The sequence below is a fragment of the Burkholderia sp. AU44665 genome, assembly GCF_030504405.1.
Lineage (GTDB): Bacteria > Pseudomonadota > Gammaproteobacteria > Burkholderiales > Burkholderiaceae > Burkholderia > Burkholderia semiarida.
Genome location: NZ_JAUJRI010000028.1, coordinates 14,587 through 35,364 on the forward strand (window position 1 = coordinate 14,587; position 20,778 = coordinate 35,364).

Annotated in this window: 22 protein-coding genes; 12 read left to right on the forward strand and 10 right to left on the reverse strand. The window is 65.5% G+C overall.

Features of this window, described 5'->3' with window-relative positions; genetic code table 11:
* Positions 1-18: 18 nt before the first annotated feature.
* Together dnaN and dnaA are read right to left on the reverse strand one after the other, a co-directional pair.
* Complete coding sequence (dnaN, locus tag QZM15_RS30570) at positions 19-1,125, reverse strand: DNA polymerase III subunit beta (protein ID WP_006756934.1); 1,107 nt, start codon at positions 1,123-1,125, stop codon at positions 19-21.
* 170 nt (positions 1,126-1,295) lie between these two features.
* On the reverse strand, positions 1,296-2,873 hold the full coding sequence (gene dnaA, locus QZM15_RS30575; RefSeq protein WP_053524377.1) for a chromosomal replication initiator protein DnaA: 1,578 nt from the start codon (positions 2,871-2,873) through the stop codon (positions 1,296-1,298).
* Positions 2,874-3,294: 421 nt separating this feature from the next.
* On the opposite strand from dnaA, the gene rpmH reads away from it, so the two are divergent.
* The 4 genes from rpmH to yidC all read left to right on the forward strand — a co-directional run bounded on the left by rpmH (position 3,295) and on the right by yidC (position 5,915).
* On the forward strand, positions 3,295-3,429 hold the full coding sequence (rpmH, locus tag QZM15_RS30580; RefSeq protein WP_004198824.1) for a 50S ribosomal protein L34: 135 nt from the start codon (positions 3,295-3,297) through the stop codon (positions 3,427-3,429).
* Between the two features lie 15 nt (positions 3,430-3,444).
* Entirely contained in the window at positions 3,445-3,906 is a 462-nt protein-coding gene (gene rnpA, locus QZM15_RS30585) for a ribonuclease P protein component (protein WP_060966484.1), read from the forward strand.
* A gap of 75 nt (positions 3,907-3,981) precedes the next feature.
* Positions 3,982-4,248, forward strand: a complete 267-nt coding sequence (yidD, locus tag QZM15_RS30590; protein WP_006750110.1) for a membrane protein insertion efficiency factor YidD — start codon at positions 3,982-3,984, stop codon at positions 4,246-4,248.
* A gap of 8 nt (positions 4,249-4,256) precedes the next feature.
* Complete coding sequence (yidC, locus tag QZM15_RS30595; protein WP_302107832.1) at positions 4,257-5,915, forward strand: membrane protein insertase YidC; 1,659 nt, start codon at positions 4,257-4,259, stop codon at positions 5,913-5,915.
* Positions 5,916-6,017: 102 nt separating this feature from the next.
* On the opposite strand, the gene QZM15_RS30600 is transcribed toward yidC, so the two are convergent.
* Positions 6,018-6,449 (reverse strand): helix-turn-helix domain-containing protein, encoded by a 432-nt coding sequence (locus QZM15_RS30600; RefSeq protein WP_226094316.1) that lies wholly within the window; start codon positions 6,447-6,449, stop codon positions 6,018-6,020.
* Between the two features lie 348 nt (positions 6,450-6,797).
* Between QZM15_RS30600 and mnmE the strand changes: the two genes are divergently transcribed.
* Together mnmE and QZM15_RS30610 are read left to right on the forward strand one after the other, a co-directional pair.
* Positions 6,798-8,192: a tRNA uridine-5-carboxymethylaminomethyl(34) synthesis GTPase MnmE gene (gene mnmE / locus QZM15_RS30605; protein ID WP_059646140.1), complete on the forward strand. Its 1,395-nt coding sequence runs from the start codon at positions 6,798-6,800 to the stop codon at positions 8,190-8,192.
* A 434-nt stretch (positions 8,193-8,626) separates the two neighbouring features.
* A complete protein-coding gene (locus QZM15_RS30610) occupies positions 8,627-9,763 on the forward strand; it encodes a beta family protein (protein WP_302107833.1) in 1,137 nt (378 codons plus the stop codon).
* Here the strand turns inward: QZM15_RS30610 and QZM15_RS30615 are convergent.
* From QZM15_RS30615 to QZM15_RS30635, 5 genes are all read right to left on the reverse strand, one after another.
* Positions 9,708-10,259 (reverse strand): sce7726 family protein, encoded by a 552-nt coding sequence (locus tag QZM15_RS30615; protein WP_060966486.1) that lies wholly within the window; start codon positions 10,257-10,259, stop codon positions 9,708-9,710. The two genes, QZM15_RS30610 and QZM15_RS30615, sit on opposite strands and share 56 nt — an antisense overlap.
* A gap of 220 nt (positions 10,260-10,479) precedes the next feature.
* Positions 10,480-10,605: a hypothetical protein gene (locus tag QZM15_RS30620; protein ID WP_256097665.1), complete on the reverse strand. Its 126-nt coding sequence runs from the start codon at positions 10,603-10,605 to the stop codon at positions 10,480-10,482.
* 149 nt (positions 10,606-10,754) lie between these two features.
* Positions 10,755-12,113 (reverse strand): sensor domain-containing diguanylate cyclase, encoded by a 1,359-nt coding sequence (locus QZM15_RS30625; RefSeq protein WP_302107834.1) that lies wholly within the window; start codon positions 12,111-12,113, stop codon positions 10,755-10,757.
* A 109-nt stretch (positions 12,114-12,222) separates the two neighbouring features.
* Positions 12,223-12,471 (reverse strand): DUF2795 domain-containing protein, encoded by a 249-nt coding sequence (locus QZM15_RS30630; RefSeq protein ID WP_226225803.1) that lies wholly within the window; start codon positions 12,469-12,471, stop codon positions 12,223-12,225.
* A 115-nt stretch (positions 12,472-12,586) separates the two neighbouring features.
* The gene (locus QZM15_RS30635; RefSeq protein ID WP_006489933.1) at positions 12,587-12,757 is read right to left on the reverse strand and encodes a hypothetical protein; all 171 of its coding nucleotides are present in this window, start codon (positions 12,755-12,757) and stop codon (positions 12,587-12,589) included.
* 149 nt (positions 12,758-12,906) lie between these two features.
* Between QZM15_RS30635 and speG the strand changes: the two genes are divergently transcribed.
* The 3 genes from speG (at position 12,907) to QZM15_RS30650 (ending at position 15,045) form a co-directional block, all read left to right on the forward strand.
* Positions 12,907-13,464, forward strand: coding sequence for a spermidine N1-acetyltransferase (speG, locus tag QZM15_RS30640; protein WP_060966489.1), 558 nt, complete (start codon positions 12,907-12,909; stop codon positions 13,462-13,464).
* Between the two features lie 490 nt (positions 13,465-13,954).
* Positions 13,955-14,302 carry a surface attachment protein Sap1 gene (gene sap1 / locus QZM15_RS30645; RefSeq protein WP_059573585.1) on the forward strand — a complete coding sequence of 116 codons (348 nt, stop codon included), beginning with the start codon at positions 13,955-13,957 and terminating at the stop codon, positions 14,300-14,302.
* 188 nt (positions 14,303-14,490) lie between these two features.
* Entirely contained in the window at positions 14,491-15,045 is a 555-nt protein-coding gene (locus QZM15_RS30650; RefSeq protein ID WP_060312299.1) for a YaeQ family protein, read from the forward strand.
* 21 nt (positions 15,046-15,066) lie between these two features.
* Here the strand turns inward: QZM15_RS30650 and QZM15_RS30655 are convergent, their stop codons facing one another.
* A complete protein-coding gene (locus QZM15_RS30655) occupies positions 15,067-15,480 on the reverse strand; it encodes a VOC family protein (protein ID WP_059573587.1) in 414 nt (137 codons plus the stop codon).
* A gap of 429 nt (positions 15,481-15,909) precedes the next feature.
* On the opposite strand from QZM15_RS30655, the gene ada reads away from it, so the two are divergent.
* The 3 genes from ada (at position 15,910) to gshA (ending at position 20,035) form a co-directional block, all read left to right on the forward strand.
* Positions 15,910-17,001, forward strand: coding sequence for a bifunctional DNA-binding transcriptional regulator/O6-methylguanine-DNA methyltransferase Ada (gene ada / locus QZM15_RS30660; protein WP_275934088.1), 1,092 nt, complete (start codon positions 15,910-15,912; stop codon positions 16,999-17,001).
* Complete coding sequence (locus QZM15_RS30665) at positions 16,998-17,957, forward strand: DNA-3-methyladenine glycosylase (RefSeq protein WP_059573589.1); 960 nt, start codon at positions 16,998-17,000, stop codon at positions 17,955-17,957. Before ada ends, QZM15_RS30665 begins: the two co-directional genes overlap by 4 nt.
* 464 nt (positions 17,958-18,421) lie before the next feature.
* Complete coding sequence (gene gshA, locus QZM15_RS30670) at positions 18,422-20,035, forward strand: glutamate--cysteine ligase (RefSeq protein WP_302107835.1); 1,614 nt, start codon at positions 18,422-18,424, stop codon at positions 20,033-20,035.
* Positions 20,036-20,107: 72 nt separating this feature from the next.
* Here the strand turns inward: gshA and QZM15_RS30675 are convergent, their stop codons facing one another.
* The gene (locus QZM15_RS30675) at positions 20,108-20,425 is read right to left on the reverse strand and encodes a DUF4148 domain-containing protein (protein ID WP_302107836.1); all 318 of its coding nucleotides are present in this window, start codon (positions 20,423-20,425) and stop codon (positions 20,108-20,110) included.
* Between the last annotated feature and the right edge of the window lie 353 nt (positions 20,426-20,778).

Consider the following 20,778-nt stretch of genomic DNA (forward strand, 5'->3'; position numbering starts at 1 on the left):
GTCGCGATGTCGAGCGCGTCAGATGCGCATCGGCATCACGACATACTTGAACTCGTCGTTCTCGGGCACGGTGATCAGCGCGCTCGAGCTGGCGTCGCCGAGGCTCACCTGCACGGTGTCGACCTTCAGGTTCGCGAGCACGTCGAGCAGATACGTGACGTTGAAGCCGATGTCGACGGTATCGCCCTGGTAGGCGATTTCGAGTTCTTCCTGCGCCTCTTCCTGATCGGCGTTGGTCGACATGATCTTCAGCTGGCCCGGCGCGATGATGCAGCGCACGCCCTTGAACTTGTCCGAGGTCAGGATCGCCGCGCGCTGCAGCGAACGCTGCAGTTCTTCACGGCCGATCTCGAACGTGTTCTTGTGCGCCTTCGGGATCACGCGCTGGAAGTCGGGGAACTTGCCCTCGACGAGTTTCGACACGAGCTCGACCTGGCCGAACGTGAACTTGGCCTGGGTTTGCGCGATGTCGATGGTGACGGTGTCGTCGATGTCTTCGAGCAGGCGCTGCAGCTCGAGAATCGTCTTGCGCGGCACGATGACTTCCTGGCGGCCGAACGTGCCGCCTTCGAGCTTCATCGACGAGAACGCGAGGCGGTGGCCGTCGGTGGCCACGGCCATCAGCTGGTCGCCGTCGACGACGAGCAGCATGCCGTTCAGGTAGTAGCGGATGTCCTGCTGCGCCATCGCGAAGTGCACCATGCCGAGCAACTGGCGGAACGACTTCTGCGGGACGGTGAGCGTGGCGCCGAAATCCTTGGCCTGCGCGACGGTCGGGAACTCGTCGGCCGCCAGCGTCTGCAGTGCGAAGCGGCTCTTGCCCGATTGAACGGTGAGGCGCTTGTCGGCGAGCGACAGCGTGACCTGGCCGTCAGGCATCGCACGCAGGATGTCGAGCAGCTTGCGCGCCGCGACAGTGGTCGCGACCTGGTCGCCGCCGACGCCGAAATCGGCGCGCGTGGTGATCTGCAGCTCCAGGTCGGTCGACAGGAATGAAACGTCCGGGCCGTTCTTGGTGATCAGCAGGTTGGCGAGGATCGGCAACGTATGGCGGCGTTCGACGATGCCGCTGACCGTTTGCAGCGGCCTGAGGAGGGTGTCTCGTTCGGTCTTGACCAGTTGCATAGAGTTCCTTCGTTGAGTAACGGCCTGCAGCGCAGCAGCCACGCAGCGCCCCGCCGGCCGGGCTCTTGGCCCGCCACCACCGGGGCGGTCAAACCAGTATTGTGCCTCAAAACCGAACCGCCCCCCTTAAATTGGGGCGGAGGCCGAATTATCAAGCGCGGTGCGCGCGCTCAGCCCTTCAGCGTCTGTTCCAGCACGTGCAGCTCGTGGTTGAGCTGCGCGTCCTTGCTGCGCTCGTCGGCGATCTTGCGCACCGCGTGCAGCACGGTGGTGTGATCGCGCCCGCCGAACAGCTCGCCGATTTCCGGCAGGCTCTTCTGCGTGAGTTCCTTCGCCAGGTACATCGCAATCTGCCGCGGCCGCGCGATGTTCGCGGGGCGCTTCTTCGAATACATATCCGCGACCTTGATGTTGTAGAAGTCGGCGACGGTCTTCTGGATGTTCTCGACCGAAATCTGCCGGTTCTGCACGGTCAGCAGGTCCTTCAGCGCTTCCTTGGTCAGCTCGATCGAGATCTCGCGGCCGTGGAACTTCGAATACGCAAGGATCTTGCGCAGCGCGCCTTCGAGCTCGCGCACGTTCGAGCGCAGGTGCTTCGCGACGAAGAACGCGACGTCTTCCGACAAATTCACGCCTTCCGACTGCGCCTTGCGCATCAGGATCGCGACGCGCATCTCCAGCTCGGGCGGCTCGATCGCGACGGTGAGGCCCGAGTCGAAGCGCGAGATCAGGCGATCGTCGATGCCCGAGATTTCCTTCGGATAGGTATCGCTGGTGATGATCACCTGCGCCTTGTTCGCGACCAGCGCCTCGAACGCGTAGAAGAATTCCTCTTGCGTGCGCGACTTGCCGGAGAAGAACTGGATATCGTCGATCAGCAGCAGGTCGAGCGAATGGTAGTAGCGCTTGAAGTCGTCGAACGCCTTGCGCTGGTACGCCTTCACCACGTCCGACACGTATTGCTCGGCGTGGATGTAGCGGATTCGCGCGCCGGCCTTGTCGAGCAGCAGCTGGTTGCCGATCGCGTGAATCAGGTGGGTCTTGCCGAGGCCGACGCCGCCGTACAGGAACAGCGGGTTGTACGAGATGCCCGGGTTGTCCGCGACCTGAATCGCGGCGGCGCGCGCGAGCTGGTTCGCCTTGCCGGTCACGAAGTTGTCGAACGTGAGCACCGGATTCAGCTTCGAACGTTCGTACATCGAATCGGCTTCGCCGCCGTTGGCGGGTGCGGCGCCCGGGCCCGGACGCCACGTGCGGCGGCCGGCCGCCGCTTCGTGCGCGGGCAGGCTCGGCAGGTCGATGTCGGCGTCGTCGGCGTTCAGGTGGTGTGCGGCGGCCGCCGACGGCGTCATCGGCACGTCGGCCGGCGCGCTGGGCGCGGCGGCGGCATTCGCGGTCAGGTTGGCGGCGATCGCGGCGACCGTCGCGGCGGGGCCGCTCGGCGCCAGCGGCGCACGCGGCGCGGCCGGTGCGGCGCCTGCTGCGGCGCTGCGCATGCCGGCCTTCGGGTCGAGGACGAACTGGACTTCGATCGGCGTGTTCCAGAATTCACGGGCCAGATCGCTGATCCGGCCCGAAAACTGGCTCTTGACCCAGTCCAGCTTGAAGCGGTTCGGCGCGGCGATGGACAGCGTGTTCGCCGACGCATCGAAGGCCACCGGGGCCAAGGGTTTAATCCACGTCACGTACTGCTGGGGCGTCAGCTCGCGCTCCAGCAGTGCGGAACAGTGTTGCCAGAAATCGTTCATCAAGTAACTGTCGTTTTTTGCGTGCACGGCGCGGCTCGCCGGCGCCCTTGTCGCGGTCGCGCAACAAGGCCCGAAGCGGTCGTGCGAGCGTGCGTCGGACGCCTGCGTCACAGTCTTGGCGGGGCAGGCGCGAGCCGAAGCGGCGTGCGGGATTCTTGGAGATAAGGCGAGATTCTAACGCCAAACGCGGCCACAGCGGGACTTATCCACAGGCTGTGTTTGTGGGCCGCGGGGCCGGATCGGGGCGGGCCGGCACAGGCGAACGACGCGTAAAGTATTGACCGTCAACGGAAAAACGGTTTAAATAGCGGGTTCCGCGAAAACCAATCCTGTATTCCCGGCGATTGCGTTCGCCCGAATGCCTCCGGTTAAGGGCACGCGGTCCCCTGAATTTCGACATTCTCGAACAAGTGAGAACATCATGAAACGTACTTACCAACCGTCCGTGACGCGCCGCAAGCGCACCCATGGCTTCCGTGTCCGCATGAAGACGGCAGGTGGCCGCAAGGTCATCAACGCTCGCCGCGCGAAGGGCCGCAAGCGCCTCGCCATCTAAGGCAGGTTGCGCGCTGTGTCCGCCGTCCGCAGTCCTGCGGAAGGTGCCGTCGAGCCGGGTGCGAATCCGTCGCAGACGAAAGCCGCCTTCCCGAAAGCTGCGCGACTTCTGAAAACGGATGAATTTTCATCCGTTTTTCGTTTGCGCCCCTGGCGGCGCTCCGCGCACTTCGTGATTTACGGCAAGCCGACCGGTCAGCCCGCACGCCTGGGGCTCGTCATCGGCAAGAAGTATGCGCCGCGGGCAGTCACACGTAACCTCGTGAAGCGGCTGGCGCGCGATGCGTTTCGCCTGCGCCGCGCCGAATTCGCCGGTTACGACCTGCTGCTGCGGCAGCACACGCGCTTCGACAAGAAAGCGCTGCCGAGCGCGGCTTCCGCCCCGCTCGCGGCGATGTGCGCGGGCGAGATCCGCGAGCTGCTCGACAGGGCAGCCCGGGAAATCGCGCGCCGCGCGTCGAAGCCCGCGTCCGAGTGACGCATCCGTGCCCGGTGCGGCGTTCGCGCCCGCCCGGCCGGTTTTGACGCGGCGTCGTACGGCGCCGCCCAAGGTATGGAAACGGTATTGATCGCCTTGCTGCGCTTCTACAAGGTTGCCGTGAGCCCGATGCTCGGCAACCGTTGCCGTTTTTATCCTTCCTGTTCGGATTACGCGCGCGAGGCAATCCAGTATCATGGCGCCGCGCGCGGCACGTATCTCGCCGTCAGGCGCGTGTGCCGATGCCATCCGTTTTCCGCGGGCGGCATCGACCTCGTCCCGCCGCCCAACTCCGACACTCGCGCTCGCGGCGAAGCCGACGCGCGGTCCCATCGACTCTGAGACAACGCATGGATATCAAACGCACCGTCCTATGGGTGATCTTCTTCATGTCAGCTGTCATGCTGTACGACAACTGGCAGCGGGACCATGGACGCCCGTCGATGTTCTTCCCGAGCGCCACGCAGACGGCCCCGGCCGCTGCCGGCGGCGCATCGGGCACGGGCGCGACGACGACCGCAGGTGACGTGCCTGCCGCGGCCGGCGCCGCACCGTCGACGACGGCTCCGGCCGCGCAGGCGCAGCTGGTGAAGTTCTCGACCGACGTGTACGACGGCGAAATCGACACGCGCGGCGGCACGCTCGCGAAGCTGACGCTGAAGAAGCAGGGCGACGGCAAGCAGCCCGACCTGTACATCACGCTGTTCGACCACACGGCCGGCCACACGTATCTCGCACGCACGGGCCTGCTCGGCGGCGATTTCCCGAACCACAACGACGTCTACACGCAGCTGAACCCCGGCTCGACGTCGCTGACGGGCGACCAGAACACGCTGAAGCTGTCGTTCGAATCGCCGGTGAAGGGCGGCGTGAAGGTGATCAAGACCTACACGTTCACGCGCGGCAGCTACGTGATCGGCGTCGACACCAAGATCGACAACGTCGGCACGGCGCCCGTCACGCCGACGGTCTACATGGAACTGGTGCGCGACAACACGGCCGTCGAAACGCCGATGTTCTCGCACACGTTCCTCGGGCCGGCGGTCTACACGGACGCGAAGCACTTCCAGAAGATCGACTTCAGCGACCTCGACAAGAACAAGGCGAACTTCGAGAAGTCCGCCGACAACGGCTGGGTCGCGATGGTGCAGCACTACTTCGCGTCGGCCTGGATTCCGCAGCAGGGCGCGAAGCGCGACATCTACGCTGAAAAGATCGATCCGACGCTGTACCGCGTCGGCGTGAAGCAGCCGGTCGCCGCGATCGCGCCGGGCCAGTCGGCCGACGTGCAGGCGCGCCTGTTCGCCGGTCCGGAAGAAGAGCGCATGCTCGAAGGCATCGCGCCGGGCCTGGAGCTCGTGAAGGACTACGGCTGGGTGACGATCATCGCGAAGCCGCTGTTCTGGCTGCTTGAGAAGATCCACGGCTATGTCGGTAACTGGGGCTGGGCGATCGTGCTGCTGACGGTGCTGATCAAGGCCGTGTTCTTCCCGCTGTCGGCGGCAAGCTACAAGTCGATGGCGCGCATGAAGGAAATCACGCCGCGCATGCAGGCGCTGCGCGAACGCTTCAAGAGCGATCCGCAGAAGATGAACGCCGCGCTGATGGAGCTGTACAAGACCGAGAAGGTCAATCCGTTCGGCGGCTGCCTGCCGGTCGTGATCCAGATTCCAGTGTTCATCTCGCTGTACTGGGTGCTGCTGGCGTCGGTCGAAATGCGCGGCGCGCCGTGGATTCTGTGGATTCACGACCTGTCGCAGCGCGATCCGTTCTTCATCCTGCCGGTGCTGATGGCCGTGTCGATGTTCGTGCAGACGAGCCTGAACCCGACGCCGCCGGATCCGGTCCAGGCGAAGATGATGAAGTTCATGCCGATCGCGTTCTCGGTGATGTTCTTCTTCTTCCCGGCCGGCCTCGTGCTGTACTACGTCGTGAACAACGTGCTGTCGATCGCGCAGCAGTACTACATCACGCGCAAGCTCGGCGGCGTGAAGAAGAAGCCGGCCTGACGCCAGTCGTACTCGCGGGCGGTTCGCCGCTCGCGATGCACGCAAAAAAAGCCGCATGGTTCATGACCGTGCGGCTTTTTGCTTTTCTGGTCCGATCCCGGCTCAGCCCTTCTTCGATTCGCCCACGTCGCCGTAGAACTGCTCGACCAACTCCTGCACGAGGTAGCGATGATGCGGCGACAACGCTTCGATCTTCGACGCGAGTTCGATCGTCTCGGGCGTCGGCGGATAGTGCTCGTCGCGCGGCAGCGGTTGCGGCGTCGCGTGTTCGATCACGCTCGGCGACGGGCCGTAATGCAGCCAGTGGATTTCGACGCGCAACCAGTCGGCGAGCGTCGCGAGTTTGTCCGGCGTCGGAATCGTGCGGCCCGTCAGCCATTTGTGCGCGGTTTGCGGCGAAACGGGCTGGGCTCCGCGATGGCGCAGATTGAATCGGTTCGCCAGTTCCGTCGCGCCGGTGACCTTCTCCGGGCTGCGCCGCAGGGCGAACTTCAGGCGTTCCGAGAACGCGGCTTTTTCTTCGGGTGTCGGCATGGGAGAGATTGTGCAATTCGGCCGACGTTTCTAAGACAACCATATAGGATAAACGTATCCTGTTCAGACGAATCCCGGCCTCGTACGGGCACATTGGCGGAATTGAGGGGCAAATCGTCCGCCCCCGCCAGCAGGCATACTTGTCCGAAACGAAGAGTATGCCAGCACGGGGTACTGATACTCGACTTATCCCCGTCGGGATAAATTCGGGCGAGTCCGAATTCGGCGTCGCGTCCGGTGGCGCGGGTGCCGACACGCTACAATGCCGGCGTTCCGATCCGCGAACTGTTGCGCCGGCGCACCGGCTACTCGCCGATTTCTCAGACTCCCCAGATTTGTCCGATTCCCATGCTCGCTACCGATTCCGATCCGATCGTCGCCATTGCCACCGCCGCCGGCCGGGGCGGCATTGGCGTTGTCCGCGTGTCGTTCGGGCGCGGCGGCGAGGCGGCCGCACTGCCGCTGATCGACGCGTTGTGCGGGCAGAAGCTCGCGCCGCGTCATGCGAGCTACGTGCCGTTTCTCGACGCGCATGGTGCGCCGCTCGACCGCGGGATCGCGCTGTATTTCCCGGCGCCGCATTCGTACACGGGCGAATACGTACTCGAGCTGCAGGGGCACGGCGGGCCGATCGTGATGCAGTTGCTGCTGCAGCGCTGCCTGGACGCGGGGCGCGGCTTCGGGCTGCGGCTCGCGGAGCCAGGCGAGTTCACGCGGCGCGCGTTCCTGAACGACAAGCTCGATCTCGCGCAGGCCGAGGCCGTCGCCGACCTGATCGAGGCGAGCACCGAGGCGGCCGCGCGCTCGGCCGGGCGTTCGCTCGACGGCGCGTTCTCGCGGCAGATCCATGCGCTCGTCGACGACGTGATCACGCTGCGGATGCTGGTCGAGGCGACGCTCGATTTTCCGGAGGAGGAAATCGACTTCCTCGAAGCGGCCGACGCGCGCGGCAAGCTCGCGAAGATTCGCGCGCAGCTCGCGCACGTGCTCGGCGATGCGCGGCAGGGCGCGCTGTTGCGCGAAGGGCTGTCGGTCGTGCTCGCGGGGCAGCCTAACGTCGGCAAGTCGTCGCTGCTGAATGCGCTGGCGGGTGCCGAGCTGGCGATCGTCACGCCGATCGCCGGCACGACGCGCGACAAGGTGGCGCAGACGATCCAGGTCGAAGGGATTCCGCTGCACATCATCGATACGGCCGGGTTGCGCGAGACGGAGGACGAGGTCGAGCGGATCGGCATTGCGCGCACGTGGAGCGAGATCGAGCGCGCGGACGTCGTGCTGCATCTGCTCGACTCGCGCACGGGGATGACGCCGGACGACGAAACGATCGCGGCGCGGTTTCCGGCCGGCGTGCCGGTGGTGCGCGTGCTGAACAAGACGGATCTGACCGGCGTGCCGGCGTGCGTCGAGCATCCGGCGGCGGAAGGCGATCTGACCGAGGTGCATCTGTCGGCGAAGCGCGGCGACGGGATCGACATGCTGCGCGCGGAGCTGCTGCGGATCGCCGGGTGGCAGGCGGGGGCCGAGGGCGTGTATCTCGCGCGCGAGCGGCATCTGATCGCGCTGCGGGCCGCGCAGGAACATCTCGCGCAGGCGGCCGATCATGCGGAGCAGCGCGCGCAGTCGCTCGATCTGTTTGCCGAAGAGCTTCGGCTCGCGCAGGAGCAGCTCAATGCGATTACCGGGGAGTTCACGTCGGATGATCTGCTGGGGGTGATTTTCAGCAGGTTTTGTATTGGGAAATAAAGGCAGCATTGTTACAGAAGCTAAAAAGCACTGGAGAGGCCGCATTCCCCTGATGTCGATCGTGAAGCGTGTCCGTTTGAAGAGGCGCTAAAAAATATACGATTTATGACATTTTCAGCTGCAATCGGTTGATCGCATATTTGCCGGCATCATCCATGAGACAAAGATCAATCTCTTGGAGGGGCATCATCGGGCCGATGCACTCGATCTCCCTTGGCTGGCGCTACATGCGGCGCGGAGACGGCGAACATGCCTTTTCGACGAGACGGATTTTTCTCAACATTTTTTGTCGGGTGTTGCGGAATATGCATCAATTTCCGGTGTCGGTATATTGAGATATCCGGTGCTGATCGGACGAATCCCCTGCATGCTCTTGCGATATTGAATCGATACAGTAATCCTCAAATGACGCCATTCGTTTCGGAGTGGCGGGAATGCTCAACTTTGACGAGTTTTATTTTGAGGAAAGCATGTTCGATCACAACCACTACGTTCCAGTATTGAAATGGCGTCAGGGAGAATACCTTGCGTTGTCCAGATTGACGGCGACCGTCATGAATTGGGTAACACCGTTGTTCGAGGTGCCGACGGAGGCGTGGGACTTTGAGGCTGAAGCGCCAGCCAAGAGCCTCGACGAGCACTTGAGCAAGTTTGGCGTGCGACTCAAACAAAAATGGGACACGCGACGTTGTTTTGTCGATTCTCCCTTTATCGACGGCGACGCATGTGTCGAGAGCGGCGCGCATCATCTGGCCCATATCTTCGACTTGGCACGGGCCGCCGGGACCATGCCCGTCCCGGTGTTTGGGGTCGGGCGCTCCGAAGCGTATATGGCTGCTGTAAGGGCGATTGTCGATCGCGATGGACGGGGAGCCTGTCTTCGACTGACGCCGGACGACTTCGGCATTTCGATGCGCGCGGAGGTGGATACGTTGCTGGACGCCATCGGGATAGCAGAAAGCGCGTGCGATCTCGTACTCGATTGCGCGGCCGACATCGCAACCAGCCCGAAGATGCAGGCGTTGGTGTGGAAAGGGTTGCTCGACGAGTTGCCGAAGCTCGAAGACTGGCGTTCCGTCACGATTGCCGGGACGTCATTCCCGCAGACGTTGCCGTCGGCGTCGTATCGACCGTCCGGCCTGATCAAGCGTCATGATTGGCTTGGCTACAAATCACTTGTCGGAATGCTACCTGCCGGCACACGCGTGCCGACTTTCGGCGACTACGCCGTGGCGCATCCGGAGACCGAACTCATCGATCCACGCATGCTCGATCCGACTGCAAAGGTGAAGTACACCATCGACGATGAGTGGTTCATCGCGATGGGTGTGCAGGTCAAGAAACATGGGCGTGCGCAGTACGCCGACATCTGCCGGAGCATTGTTTCCGCCAGGCCGCCGATCTTCATGGGAGGCGCCTACTCACACGGTGATCAATTCATCGAGGACTGCGCGAGCGGCATTGGAAGTACCGGCGGTGCATCAACCTGGCCGATGGTGGGGAGCAACCACCATGTCACGAAGGTTGTGAGGGATGTCGCCACCTTGTTCGGCGCTTCAACGCTTCCCTGACCTGCGCGCGAAGCGACGAAGGGGAAAGGTGTTGCGTGAGCAGCGTATACAGCGCCCGTCTGCTGCCGCGCAGCGCCTTCCTGTCGGTTTCAAGGGCTTCCAGAATGGCCAGTGCTTCGTCGCGCCAGAGAAGGTGGGCAACATGGAACGGGGAGATGTCCGGGTTCATTGACGCGGCGCGCTCGGTCTCGATGTGAACCGCTCCGCGAGGGCCGACATGCGACACCTTGATGCCCCACCACGGTGGAAGCAGGTTCGCCGCTTCGACGAAGTGCCGTTCGCTCACGACGAGCGTCGCCTTGTCGAGCGCTCGCGAGTAGGCGTCGATCTGCAGCGGCAGACGGTGCAGTGTATCGGTATCGCTTTTGAGCTCGTACCCGTGAATGACGCCATTGATTACCGCGATGTCGACCCTGCATGCGCCGTGCTCGAGCCCCAGCTCTTCCACGACGAGCACGTTGGGATTCGACATCGGCTCCGCAAGGACCTTTTTCATGACAGCGGTTCGAACGTCACGATCGCGTGTTGCGATACGAGGCGTTTGATTGCTGTTTGAAAATTTCACCACGGTGGAGGGCCCCTGAATCGGTACGCAGCGGGGCATGTTAACACAGGCAGAGAGTGCCTTTACCCCCCCCACTGCCGTTAGGCCGACCCTGCGTCGGCAGCAAGCCCGATGACGAAGTTGGGATGCCCGTCGAAGCCAGGCCGGACGTTCAATCCCAATGACGATGATGGTGATAATACCCACCCCCACCGTAATACCCGCCACCGTCAGGCACCACGATACAGCCGCTCAACAACACGGCGACGCCGGCAATCAGCAAAAGGGCCTTCTTCATCGCGTTCACCTGCTCGGATTCAATATGAAACCCAGCATAGCGAGCGGCTCCGGCCGAGGCTGTAAGCGATCGTATCCCCGCGCCGCAATCCGTAACGGCGGATTATTCCGGTCAAAATGACCGTAACAATTAGCCAAACAGCAGACGTTTCAGGCGACGACGACCCGGTTTCGCCCCGTGTCCTTCGCCCGATACAGCGCGGCATCGGCGGCCTCGATCAACGCGTCGGGCGTCGACAGGTCGTCGGCCGACACGGTCGCGCAGCCGATGCTGACGCTCACGCGCCCGGCCGGCGAATCGGGCATCGCGAGGTCGAGCCGCAATACGGCTTCTCGCGCTTCGTCGGCCACCACCCGCGCACCGTGCGCGCCGGTATTCGGCAGCACGATCGCGAACTCCTCGCCGCCGTAGCGCGCGACGATGTCGGTGGGCCGCCGCACCGCGCCGACCAGTGCATTCGCGACGGCGATCAGGCACGCATCGCCCTTCACGTGACCGAACGCATCGTTGTACGCCTTGAAGTGGTCGACGTCGACCATCAGCAGCGACAGCGGTTCGCCCTGCCGCCGCGCCTGCAGGAACAGCGTGTGGAAATGGTCGTTGAAGTGGCTGCGGTTGAACGCACCCGTGAGCCCGTCGCGCGCGGACGAGCGAATGAGCGTCGCGTGCGCTTCGAACAGTTGCTGATACAGCATCGTCACTTCCCATGCGAGCACGCACACGAGCACGCCCGGCGTGAACATGCTGAACACGCGCGCGACATACCAGCCGAGCGTGAAGCGATGGGTGGATAGCAGGTTCAGCGTCGTATCGGTGAGGCACGCGAGCACCGCGATCGCGAGCCACAGGTCGAGCGTCGTGCGCAGCCGGCCGGTGACCAGCACGGCCACGAGCGCGAGCACGTTGAGGATCCATACGACGAGCGCGGTGCCGTTGACGGGCAGCACGGCCGTGTCGCGAGGCGGATGGAACGCGGGCGGCAGCGACACGTTCAGCGCGAGCACGCACAGGAGCGCCGCCGCGACGGCCGGGCCGCCGACGAGCGCGAGCGTCCAGCGGCGTGTTTCTTTCGCACCGACCGGCGCGCGCGTCAGCCGCTCGCGCGCGAGCAGCGCGGCCATCACGAAGCACGGAAAGCCGGCATGCCAGAAGACCCACATCCATGCGGCGCTTTGCGGGCGCGCGCCGAGCAGGCCGTGCGGCGCGAACACGCCGGGAAAGGTCAGCAACTGCAGCGCGACGGCGAGCGCGGTGAACGCATAGGCGCCGCCGAGCGCACCGAGCACGGGCTGGCGCGTCACGGTGAACTGCGCGCCGAGGAAGAACGCCGCGATGCTCGCGGTCGTGAACACGGTGAGCGCGCACATCGGCATGAACGGCTCGACGGCCGGCAGCGCGACGTTCGCGTGCGGCACGGCGATCCCGAGCGTGAGCAGGATGACGAGCGCCGTCAGCGCGCCGAACCACAGCTGACGTTGCGTCGTGTGCTGGATCAGGATGCCTTCCATGGAGTCCCCCGGGCACGCGCGCGAAACGCCCGATCTTGCGCCGGGCGGCGCGCTCCCCGATCGCGGCGCGACCGGTGCGGCCCGATCCTATCGCGTTATTGGCATCCGCTCAAATGCCGAGCCCCGGGCCGAAGTTGCCGGCAATCCAGCGCGTGACGGCGTCGACGTCCGCGTAGTCCTGTTCGGGCAGGCCGTCGAGCATCGCCAGCACTTCGTTGCTGGCGCCGGCGTCGCGTGCGGCATCGACGATCGCATCCTTGTTCGCGGGATAGCGGACGGTCGCCAGCACATCGGCGATCTGCAGGTCGATCGTTTCGTTCGGGATATCGTGCGGAGGAAGGGCGGGCTTGTCGTTCACGTCGGTGTCTCGCGGGTGGGGCGGGAATCGGATCGAAGCGCAAGGGTCGTGCCCGCATGTTACCCGGCCTGGGGTGGCCGGCCCTGCGCATGCGGCGGATCGACGATGATCGAAGTCAATGCCCGCGTCGCACGCGGCGCCACGGATGCTTCCAGTCGATGTGCGGTGCGTTCTCGTCGCGCGGATGCTGGCGACGATGCTCCTGCCAGAGTTCGTCGGAAAACAGCGCAGCCACGATGACGAGCGGCAGCACGAGGAAAATTCCGAGGATGACTTGCTCGATCACGATAGCCTCCTTGCGGTGGCAGGAACCCTTGTTCCCATTCTAGGCTCTGAACTTCGCCCGCGTTCAATTTCTTACAGTGCGAAACGGGCCGGAACGCGGCCGCGCCGCAGGCATTCCGCGCATGCGGCGACATCAAAAAGGACACCAACATGCAACTTCAGAACGATACCCACACGCTCGCGCTACGGCCGCTGGAACGCCAGGATCTGCGCTTCGTCCACGAGCTGAACAACGACGCGAAGATCATGCGCTACTGGTTCGAGGAGCCGTACGAAACCTTCTCGGAACTGTCGCAACTGTACGACCGTCACGTGCACGATCAGCGCGAGCGCCGTTTCGTCGCGGTCGATGCGCGGGACGAACTGGTCGGCCTCGTCGAGCTGATCGAGCTCGACTACATCCACCGCCGCGGCGAGTTCCAGATCATCATCGCGCCGCAGTGCCAGGGGCGCGGCTATGCGGGCCAGGCGACGCGCCTCGCGATCGAATACGCGTTCAAGGTGCTGAACATGCGCAAGCTGTACCTGATCGTCGATACGTCGAATGCGGCCGCGATCCACGTGTACGAGAAATGCGGATTCCAGCACGAAGCCGAATTGAAGGAAGAATTTTTCGGGAATGGCGCGTATCACAACGCTTATCGCATGTGCATCTTCCAGCGCGATTATTTCGAGCGCCAGCAAACCGGATTGAATAATGCAGGGTAAACACCACACGGACGAAATGCGCTTGCGACGGGGCACCGAGCGCGCCGAATAGAGGCGGCGATCTACGGATAAATACGGATGCGCCTAAATCTGGCATTTTTCTTGTATCGGGTAAAGGCGCTGCCGCGCTGCGGTAAAAGTCGAATCATTTTGGATGACTTTATGTGCAACGCATCAAAATGAGCCGAATAGCGAAATGGATTATCCAAACCGTTCAATCGCCGCATTGTAACTTCGCTGAAAGCCTTGTCGGATAACGCTTTCCGCAGGGCGGCGCGGGGCCGTCCGCGATTCGGCAGCGTTTGCCGGACGCGCGCCGCCCGCGAAAAGCGGGCCGCGCACGGGGTGCGACAATCCGCCGCTATTGCGGTCGCACAACAAATGTGCTTGCTATCGTTTGCCGGTCTTCTAAAGTGAAAAACGCGGGTTCACGATCACCTTTAAACACATAGCTAACCCAGCCTGGTGCCCGCAAGCCTGGAGACAGAACATGATCAAGCGTACCGGTGTCCTTTTTGCCCTTGTCGGCGCGTTTTGCGCGGTGTCGATTGCCCAGGCGGGCGGCGATTCGGCCGTCAAGCCGAAGCAGGAAATCCAGCTGACGAAGAACGCATGGGGCTGCCTGTCGAAAGACAATCTGGACTCCGTACTGAGTCACGAACGTGACGGCAAGTCGCAGGCGAAGCAGCAGTATTTCGACGACTTCCGCTGCCTGTCGGTGCCGGAAGGCCAGCGCTTCCGCGTGGTGTCGGTCGATCAGGGCGACGTGCAGTTCGTCAGCGCCGACAACAGCGACCAGCAAGGCCTCTGGGCCGATTCGCGCTTCGTCAAGCAGTAACCGTCCATTCCCCGCGCAGTCGCACGACGCGCGAGCGCGCCGGCCCGACGAGCCGGCGGCGCGAACCGAACGCGGCCCGGCCCAATGCCGGGCCGTTGCGCTGTGGGTCGCATGACGCGCGCCGGACGGCCCGCATTCGGTATCATCACGGCCCGACCGAACCGAATGCCCGCCCGGGCCGTATCCGCATGGCGCTGAAATCCACGATCTACAAAGCCGAGTTGCAAATCGCCGACATGGATCGGCATTACTACGCCGATCACGCGCTGACGGTGGCGCGCCATCCGTCGGAAACCGACGAACGGATGATGGTGCGCATCGTCGCGTTCGCGCTGTTCGCGCACGAGCGGCTCGAATTCTGCAAGGGGCTGTCGGACGTCGACGAGCCCGACCTGTGGCAGAAGGATCTGACGGGCGCGATCGACGTGTGGATCGAGGCCGGTCAGCCCGACGAACGGCGCATCTCGAAGGCGGCCGGGCGCGCCGGGCAGGTCACGGTGATCGCGTACGGCGGCAAGACGTCGGATATCTGGTGGCAGGGCGTGCGCAGCAAGGTCGAACGGCTGCGCAACGTGCAGGTGCTGTCGCTCGCCGACGGCGTCGCGGCAGCGCTCGGGCGGCTCGCGGCGCGCACGATGCGCCTGCAGTGCACGGTGCAGGACGGCGCCGCATGGATCTCGAGCGCGGACCACGATCCGGTCGCGGTCGAGTGGACCGTGCTGAAGGCGCGCGCGGACGCGTAACGGCTCGCGCGCCGGCCGCGTTCAGCCGAGCGCGGCCGGCGGCCCCTTGAATTCGACCATGTTGCCTTCCGGATCGAACAGGTAGATCGACGGCCCGTAGCCGCCGGCGCCGTAGCGTTCGGCCGGCGCGCCGGGCCGCGCGCCATGCGCGGCGAAATGGGCGATCAGTGCGTCGGGATCGAACGGCTCGACGCGCAGGCACAGGTGGTCGAGGTTGCGCCCCGCGCCGGGCGGGCCGCTGTCGGGGCGGTCGATCGGGCCGCCGACCGTCAGCAGGTCGATCAGCGCATCGCCGGCCCGCAGTTGCACGAGGCCCAGATCGGGCTGTTCCTTCTCCACATGGCAGCCGACGGCGTCGCAGTAAAAGCGCGTCATGGCCGCCATGTCGGTCACGCGCAGCACGATGTGATCGATTCCGCGGATGGTGGGCTTCATGGGCGGGACTCCTTCGCAGTCGACGAGCATCGAGTGTAGACGCATCGCGCCTGCGCTGCCGGCCGGAACGCGGCACAATCGACGGACGAAAAAAAGCCCGTTCACGCAGAGCGGAACGGGCTTAATCCATATCAGGAGGAGACATGGAGGAGACAGTTCCAACTATACACACGGCGATGGTGCGACGCAATATTCCGATTGCAAAAAAACGTCAGGACGGCGATTTGTCGCATCCGCACTGCAGCAAAACGGTGACGGGACGATGACGGAAACGGCGCGCGAGCAGCCGCCGCGCGCGTTTCGTCGCATTTATCCCTATGGATGTGGCCCCGATTCGCCGGCACGAATCACAGAGCAAGATCCAGGGCGCGACGGCATGTGCCGATGGCTAGAGTAGGCACCATCTACACTAGAGAGTGCGAGGTTCAGATGAAAACCGCCTATCCGACCGACGATGCCCGCTGGGGCGCCGTGACCGAGCGCGATCCGCACGCGGACGGCGCGTTCTTCTATGGCGTCAGCACGACCGGCGTGTTCTGTCGCCCGACCTGCGCGTCGCGGCAGCCACGCCGCGAGAACGTGTCCTTTTTCACCGATCCGGCGGCCGCGCGCGCGGCCGGTTTCCGGCCCTGCAAGCGTTGCCAGCCGGAAGGGCTGCCGCGCGAGCTGGAAATCGTCAATCGCGCGTGCGCGGTGCTCGACGCGCACGCCGAGCGGCTCACGCTGCAGCAGTTGAGCGACGCCGTGCACGTGAGCCCGTTCCACCTGCAGCGGCTCTTCAAGCGCGTGGTCGGCGTGTCGCCGCGGCAGTATCAGGCCGCGCAGCGCGGCGCGGCGCTGCGGCAGGCGCTGCAAAACGGCCAGCCGGTCACCCAGGCGGCCGTCGACGCGGGGTTCAACTCGCCGTCGCGGCTCTATGCGTCGGTGTCGCGCGAGCTCGGGATGGCGCCGTCCGCGTTTCGCCGCCAGGGCGCCGGCCTGCGGATCGACTACGCGACCGCGTCGACGTCGCTCGGCACGGTACTCGTCGCCGCGACCGAACAGGGCATCTGCCGGATCGCGTTCGGCGACGACGCGGCGTCGCTCGTCGTCGAGCTGAAGAGCGCGTTCGCGCGGGCCGAACTCGTCGAATCGTCGGCCCGGCTCGCGCCGTTCGTCGCGCAGATCCGCGCGTATCTCGACGGCACGCGGCACGCGTTCGACCTGCCGCTCGACATCGCGCCGACCGCGTTCCAGCAGCGCGTGTGGGAAGCGCTGACGCATATCCCGTACGGCGAAACGCGCAGCTATTCGGAGATCGCCGAGGCGCTCGGCTCGCCGCGCGCGGTACGGGCGGTCGCGTCTGCGTGCGCGTCGAATCCGGTTGCGCTCGCGATCCCGTGCCACCGCGTCGTGCAAAAGGGCGGCGCGCTCGCCGGCTATCGCTGGGGCGTACGCCGCAAGGCGACCCTGCTCGCGGCCGAGGCGCGCCATGTTCACAACGATGAAGCCGAAGCCGAGACGGAGGGCAGTGCGGTTTGAGCATCGACACGATAACGATCACGTCTGTCGCGAACGGCGGCCCGGTGCCGCCGTCCGCGCAGATGGAACTGCGCTACAAGGCGCCGTACGACTGGGCGCGCGTGCTGCGCTTCTTCAGCGGGCGCGCGATTCCGGGCGTCGAGCAGGTGGCCGGCGGCGCGTATCGCCGCATCGTCGATCTGCACGGCGATGCCGGCCGGCTCACCGTCACGAAGCACCCGCGCAAGCACTGCCTGATCGCGACCGTCGAAGGGGCGGTCGCGCGTCACGTCGACGACGCATTCGCCGCACGTGTCGCGACGATGTTCGACCTCGGCGCCGATCCGGCCGCGATCGGCGGCGGGCTCGCGCGCGATCCGTGGTTCGCGCCGCTCGTCGAGGCCGCGCCGGGGCTGCGCGTGCCGGGCGCGTGGTCGGGGTTCGAGCTGGCCGTGCGCGCGATCGTCGGCCAGCAGGTGAGCGTGAAGGCCGCGACGACGATCGTCGGCCGGCTCGTCGAACGGGCCGGCGAACGCGTGATTCATGAAGACGACGGCGCGCCCGCGTGGCGTTTCCCGACGCCCGACGCGCTGGCGGCGTGCGATCTCGACAAGATCGGGATGCCCGGCAAGCGCGTGGCGGCGCTGACCGGCGTGGCGCGCGCGGTGGCGGCCGGCGACGTGCCGGTCGATCGCGCGCATGCCGATCTCGCGACGCTGCGCCGCGCGTGGCTCGATCTGCCCGGCATCGGCCCGTGGACCGTCGAATACATCGCGATGCGCGCATGGCGCGACCCCGATGCGTGGCCGGCATCCGATCTGGTGCTGATGCAGTCGATCGCCGCGCGCGACCCGGCGCTCGACCGGCTCACCAGCCAGAAGCGCCGCACCGAAGGCTGGCGGCCATGGCGCGCGTATGCGGCGCTGCATCTGTGGAACGAAGTGGCCGACCGGGCGGGCGGCGCGCGCGGCGGGTAACTGCGGCGGCCGGCCGGGTGCGACCGCCAGCAGGCAGTGCCGCAACCCGTTGCGCACGCGATGCCGGCATGCGGCGAGCGCAGGCGTGACGCGGCCCGTCATGGCGATGCCACGCATTTCGGCGCCGCCTCGATGCTGCGCGTGCGACGCCCGCGCACGCGTCGCTTCCCGATCCATTCAGCGGCATGGTTGCACCCGCGCGCCAGCCGTTCGCCGTTCACGTTCCGTCAGATGAATTCCACTGACCGGCGTGCCGGCCGGCATTGTCCGGAACCGGAGATGGAGGCCGGGACCGGCGCGTCCGACCCGTCCGGTGGCCCGCTCAGGCCCGTGCGCCGGACCCGGCGCCACCTCAAGCGCGGGTTCCGGCGAGATGTTAAAGTGCCCGCTACCAACGAAGCGACCAACAATCCAGCCGGCCGCGCGCGGCGTTCTGCGCGCGGCCGTCACGCACTTGCGTCTCCATGTCGAACACCATGACTTACCGCCAGTCCGAACTGCTGCTGAAACGCCTCGACGCGCTGAGCTCGGGCCCGACGCGGAAGCATCTGCCCGACGGCCTGCGCGGCATCGAGAAGGAAAGCCTGCGCGTGACGCGCGACGGGATGATCGCGTTCACGCCACATCCGCGCGCGCTCGGTTCGGCGCTCACGCATCCGGCGCTGACGACCGACTATTCCGAAGCGCTGATCGAACTGATCACGCCCGCGGAGCGCGACGCCGCGCTCACGCTCGAACGCCTCGACGATCTGCATCGCTACGTGTATGCGTCGCTCGGTGACGAGCTGCTGTGGAACGACTCGATGCCGGGCCTGCTGCCGGCCGACGACCAGATCCCGATCGCCGACTACGGCACGTCGAACATCGGTCGCCTGAAGACGGTGTACCGGCGCGGCCTCGCGTATCGCTACGGCCGCACGATGCAGTGCATCGCCGGCATCCACTACAACTACTCGCTGCACGAGGAAGTGTGGCGGCGCCTGCATGCGGAAGAGGAATCGACGGCGACGCTCGTCGATTACCAGTCGGAACGCTATCTCGCGCAGATCCGCAACTTCCGCCGCCGCAGCTGGCTGCTGATGTACCTGTTCGGCGCGTCGCCGGTGCTCGACACGAAATTCCTGCGCGGCAAGCCGCACAAGCTCGACACGTTCGACGCCGATACGCTGTACCGGCCGTATGCGACGAGCCTGCGGATGAGCGATCTCGGCTACTCGAATACGACGGCCCAGGCCGCGCTGCACGTCGACTACAACACGCTGCCCGGCTATCTCGACGCGCTGTCGAAGGCCGTGAGCGAGCCGTATCCCGCGTACGAGGCGATCGGCACGCATCGCGACGGCGAGTGGATCCAGATCAACACGAACGTGCTGCAGATCGAGAACGAGTTCTATTCGACGATCCGGCCGAAGCGCGTCACGTATTCGGGCGAGCGGCCGTTGCATGCGCTCGCGTCGCGCGGCGTGCAGTACATCGAAGTGCGCTGCCTCGACATCGATCCGTTCGAACCGACCGGCATCGCGCTGGAGACCGCGCGCTTCATCGATGCGTTCCTGCTCGCGTGCGCGCTCGACGAAAGCGCGCCGCTCGACTGCGACGCGTACAAGGAAGCGAACGCGAACTTCGGCAGCGTGACGCTGGACGGCCGCAAGCCGGGGCTCACGCTGACGCGCGACGGCCAGTCGATCACGCTGCAGCAGTGGGCCGACGAGCTGATGGGCGATATCGAGATCGTCGGCCGCCGGCTCGACGAAATCCGCGGCGGCGACGCGCATGCGCGCGCGATTGCCGCGCAGCGCGAGAAGCTCGCCGATCCGGAGCGCACGCCATCCGCGCGCGTGCTGCGCACGATGCGCGAGAACGGCCAGTCGTTCCTCGCGTTCGCGCTCGCGCAGAGCGAAGCGCATGCCACGCATTTCCGCGCGCGCCCGCCGTCGGCCGAGACGCTGCGTACCGAGCAGGCGCTCGCCGCGAAGTCGCTCGCCGAGCAGGCCGAGCTCGAAGCGAAGGAGGCCGGATCGTTCGACGCATTCGTCGCCGCCTATCGCGCCTATACGCTGAACCGCTTCAGCGTGTGACGATCGCGCACGCGGCCGGCGCAGAATGCTGCGCCACGCCGCGATGCGACGGCCATCCGGTTCCATCGGCGATCAGTGATGGGCGTACGTGCCGCGATCGACCAGGTGCGGCAGCGCCGGCTTGCCCGATTCCGTGCGGGCCCGGGCAGCGCCGCCGTAACCGGCCACGTCGCCTTCACCGCGCGCCTGCGCGGCACGCTGCATGATCGCCTGCATGTTGCCCGGAAAGTCGGGACTGCTTGCGAGGCTCGTCCGGTAGCCGGCGGCCTGCAGCTCCACGAGTTCCTGGCGGACCTGCGCGCGCGTGAGCGTCGACGCGGCTTGCGCGTGAGCGACGAACGCCGCGCCGATCAGCACGAATGCGCATGCCGCGTGTTTCATCGTCTTCATCGTTTTGGCTCCGTGAGGTTCCGGCGCCGCGCCATCGCCGGCGCGGCCGGAAACGATGCAGCCAGTCTAGGCTTCGGATGCTCAACGAAACATCCTCGTAGCCGGCAGTCACCTTTCCCGCTCGCGCAACATTGCGGGCGCCGGTGAGTCGTCACGACGGGTTTCCTGTCGCGCGCGACAGCGGCGCGCCATCTGCCGGCCATCGTGCGGCGGGCCGCCCGCATCGGCCCGCCGCATCGGGCTTCTCCCCCTTGTACAAGCGTGCCGCGCCTCCTAACCTCTTTTAAGCGACCGATCGGTTGGCCGCGCAACGTCGTTGCGCATGCAAGCGCCCGATCGCGGCCGTGACTGCA

What these genes read in the sequence shown, in the direction of transcription:
- dnaN (WP_006756934.1), bottom strand. Translation starts at nt 1,125, where the DNA reads ATGCAACTGGTCAAGACCGAACGAGACACCCTCCTCAGGCCGCTGCAA.
- dnaA (WP_053524377.1), bottom strand. Translation starts at nt 2,873, where the DNA reads ATGAACGATTTCTGGCAACACTGTTCCGCACTGCTGGAGCGCGAGCTG.
- rpmH (WP_004198824.1), top strand. Translation starts at nt 3,295, where the DNA reads ATGAAACGTACTTACCAACCGTCCGTGACGCGCCGCAAGCGCACCCAT.
- yidD (WP_006750110.1), top strand. Translation starts at nt 3,982, where the DNA reads ATGGAAACGGTATTGATCGCCTTGCTGCGCTTCTACAAGGTTGCCGTG.
- yidC (WP_302107832.1), top strand. Translation starts at nt 4,257, where the DNA reads ATGGATATCAAACGCACCGTCCTATGGGTGATCTTCTTCATGTCAGCT.
- QZM15_RS30600 (WP_226094316.1), bottom strand. Translation starts at nt 6,449, where the DNA reads ATGCCGACACCCGAAGAAAAAGCCGCGTTCTCGGAACGCCTGAAGTTC.
- mnmE (WP_059646140.1), top strand. Translation starts at nt 6,798, where the DNA reads ATGCTCGCTACCGATTCCGATCCGATCGTCGCCATTGCCACCGCCGCC.
- QZM15_RS30610 (WP_302107833.1), top strand. Translation starts at nt 8,627, where the DNA reads ATGCTCAACTTTGACGAGTTTTATTTTGAGGAAAGCATGTTCGATCAC.
- QZM15_RS30615 (WP_060966486.1), bottom strand. Translation starts at nt 10,259, where the DNA reads ATGAAAAAGGTCCTTGCGGAGCCGATGTCGAATCCCAACGTGCTCGTC.
- QZM15_RS30620 (WP_256097665.1), bottom strand. Translation starts at nt 10,605, where the DNA reads ATGAAGAAGGCCCTTTTGCTGATTGCCGGCGTCGCCGTGTTGTTGAGC.
- QZM15_RS30625 (WP_302107834.1), bottom strand. Translation starts at nt 12,113, where the DNA reads ATGGAAGGCATCCTGATCCAGCACACGACGCAACGTCAGCTGTGGTTC.
- speG (WP_060966489.1), top strand. Translation starts at nt 12,907, where the DNA reads ATGCAACTTCAGAACGATACCCACACGCTCGCGCTACGGCCGCTGGAA.
- sap1 (WP_059573585.1), top strand. Translation starts at nt 13,955, where the DNA reads ATGATCAAGCGTACCGGTGTCCTTTTTGCCCTTGTCGGCGCGTTTTGC.
- QZM15_RS30650 (WP_060312299.1), top strand. Translation starts at nt 14,491, where the DNA reads ATGGCGCTGAAATCCACGATCTACAAAGCCGAGTTGCAAATCGCCGAC.
- QZM15_RS30655 (WP_059573587.1), bottom strand. Translation starts at nt 15,480, where the DNA reads ATGAAGCCCACCATCCGCGGAATCGATCACATCGTGCTGCGCGTGACC.
- ada (WP_275934088.1), top strand. Translation starts at nt 15,910, where the DNA reads ATGAAAACCGCCTATCCGACCGACGATGCCCGCTGGGGCGCCGTGACC.
- gshA (WP_302107835.1), top strand. Translation starts at nt 18,422, where the DNA reads ATGTCGAACACCATGACTTACCGCCAGTCCGAACTGCTGCTGAAACGC.
- QZM15_RS30675 (WP_302107836.1), bottom strand. Translation starts at nt 20,425, where the DNA reads ATGAAGACGATGAAACACGCGGCATGCGCATTCGTGCTGATCGGCGCG.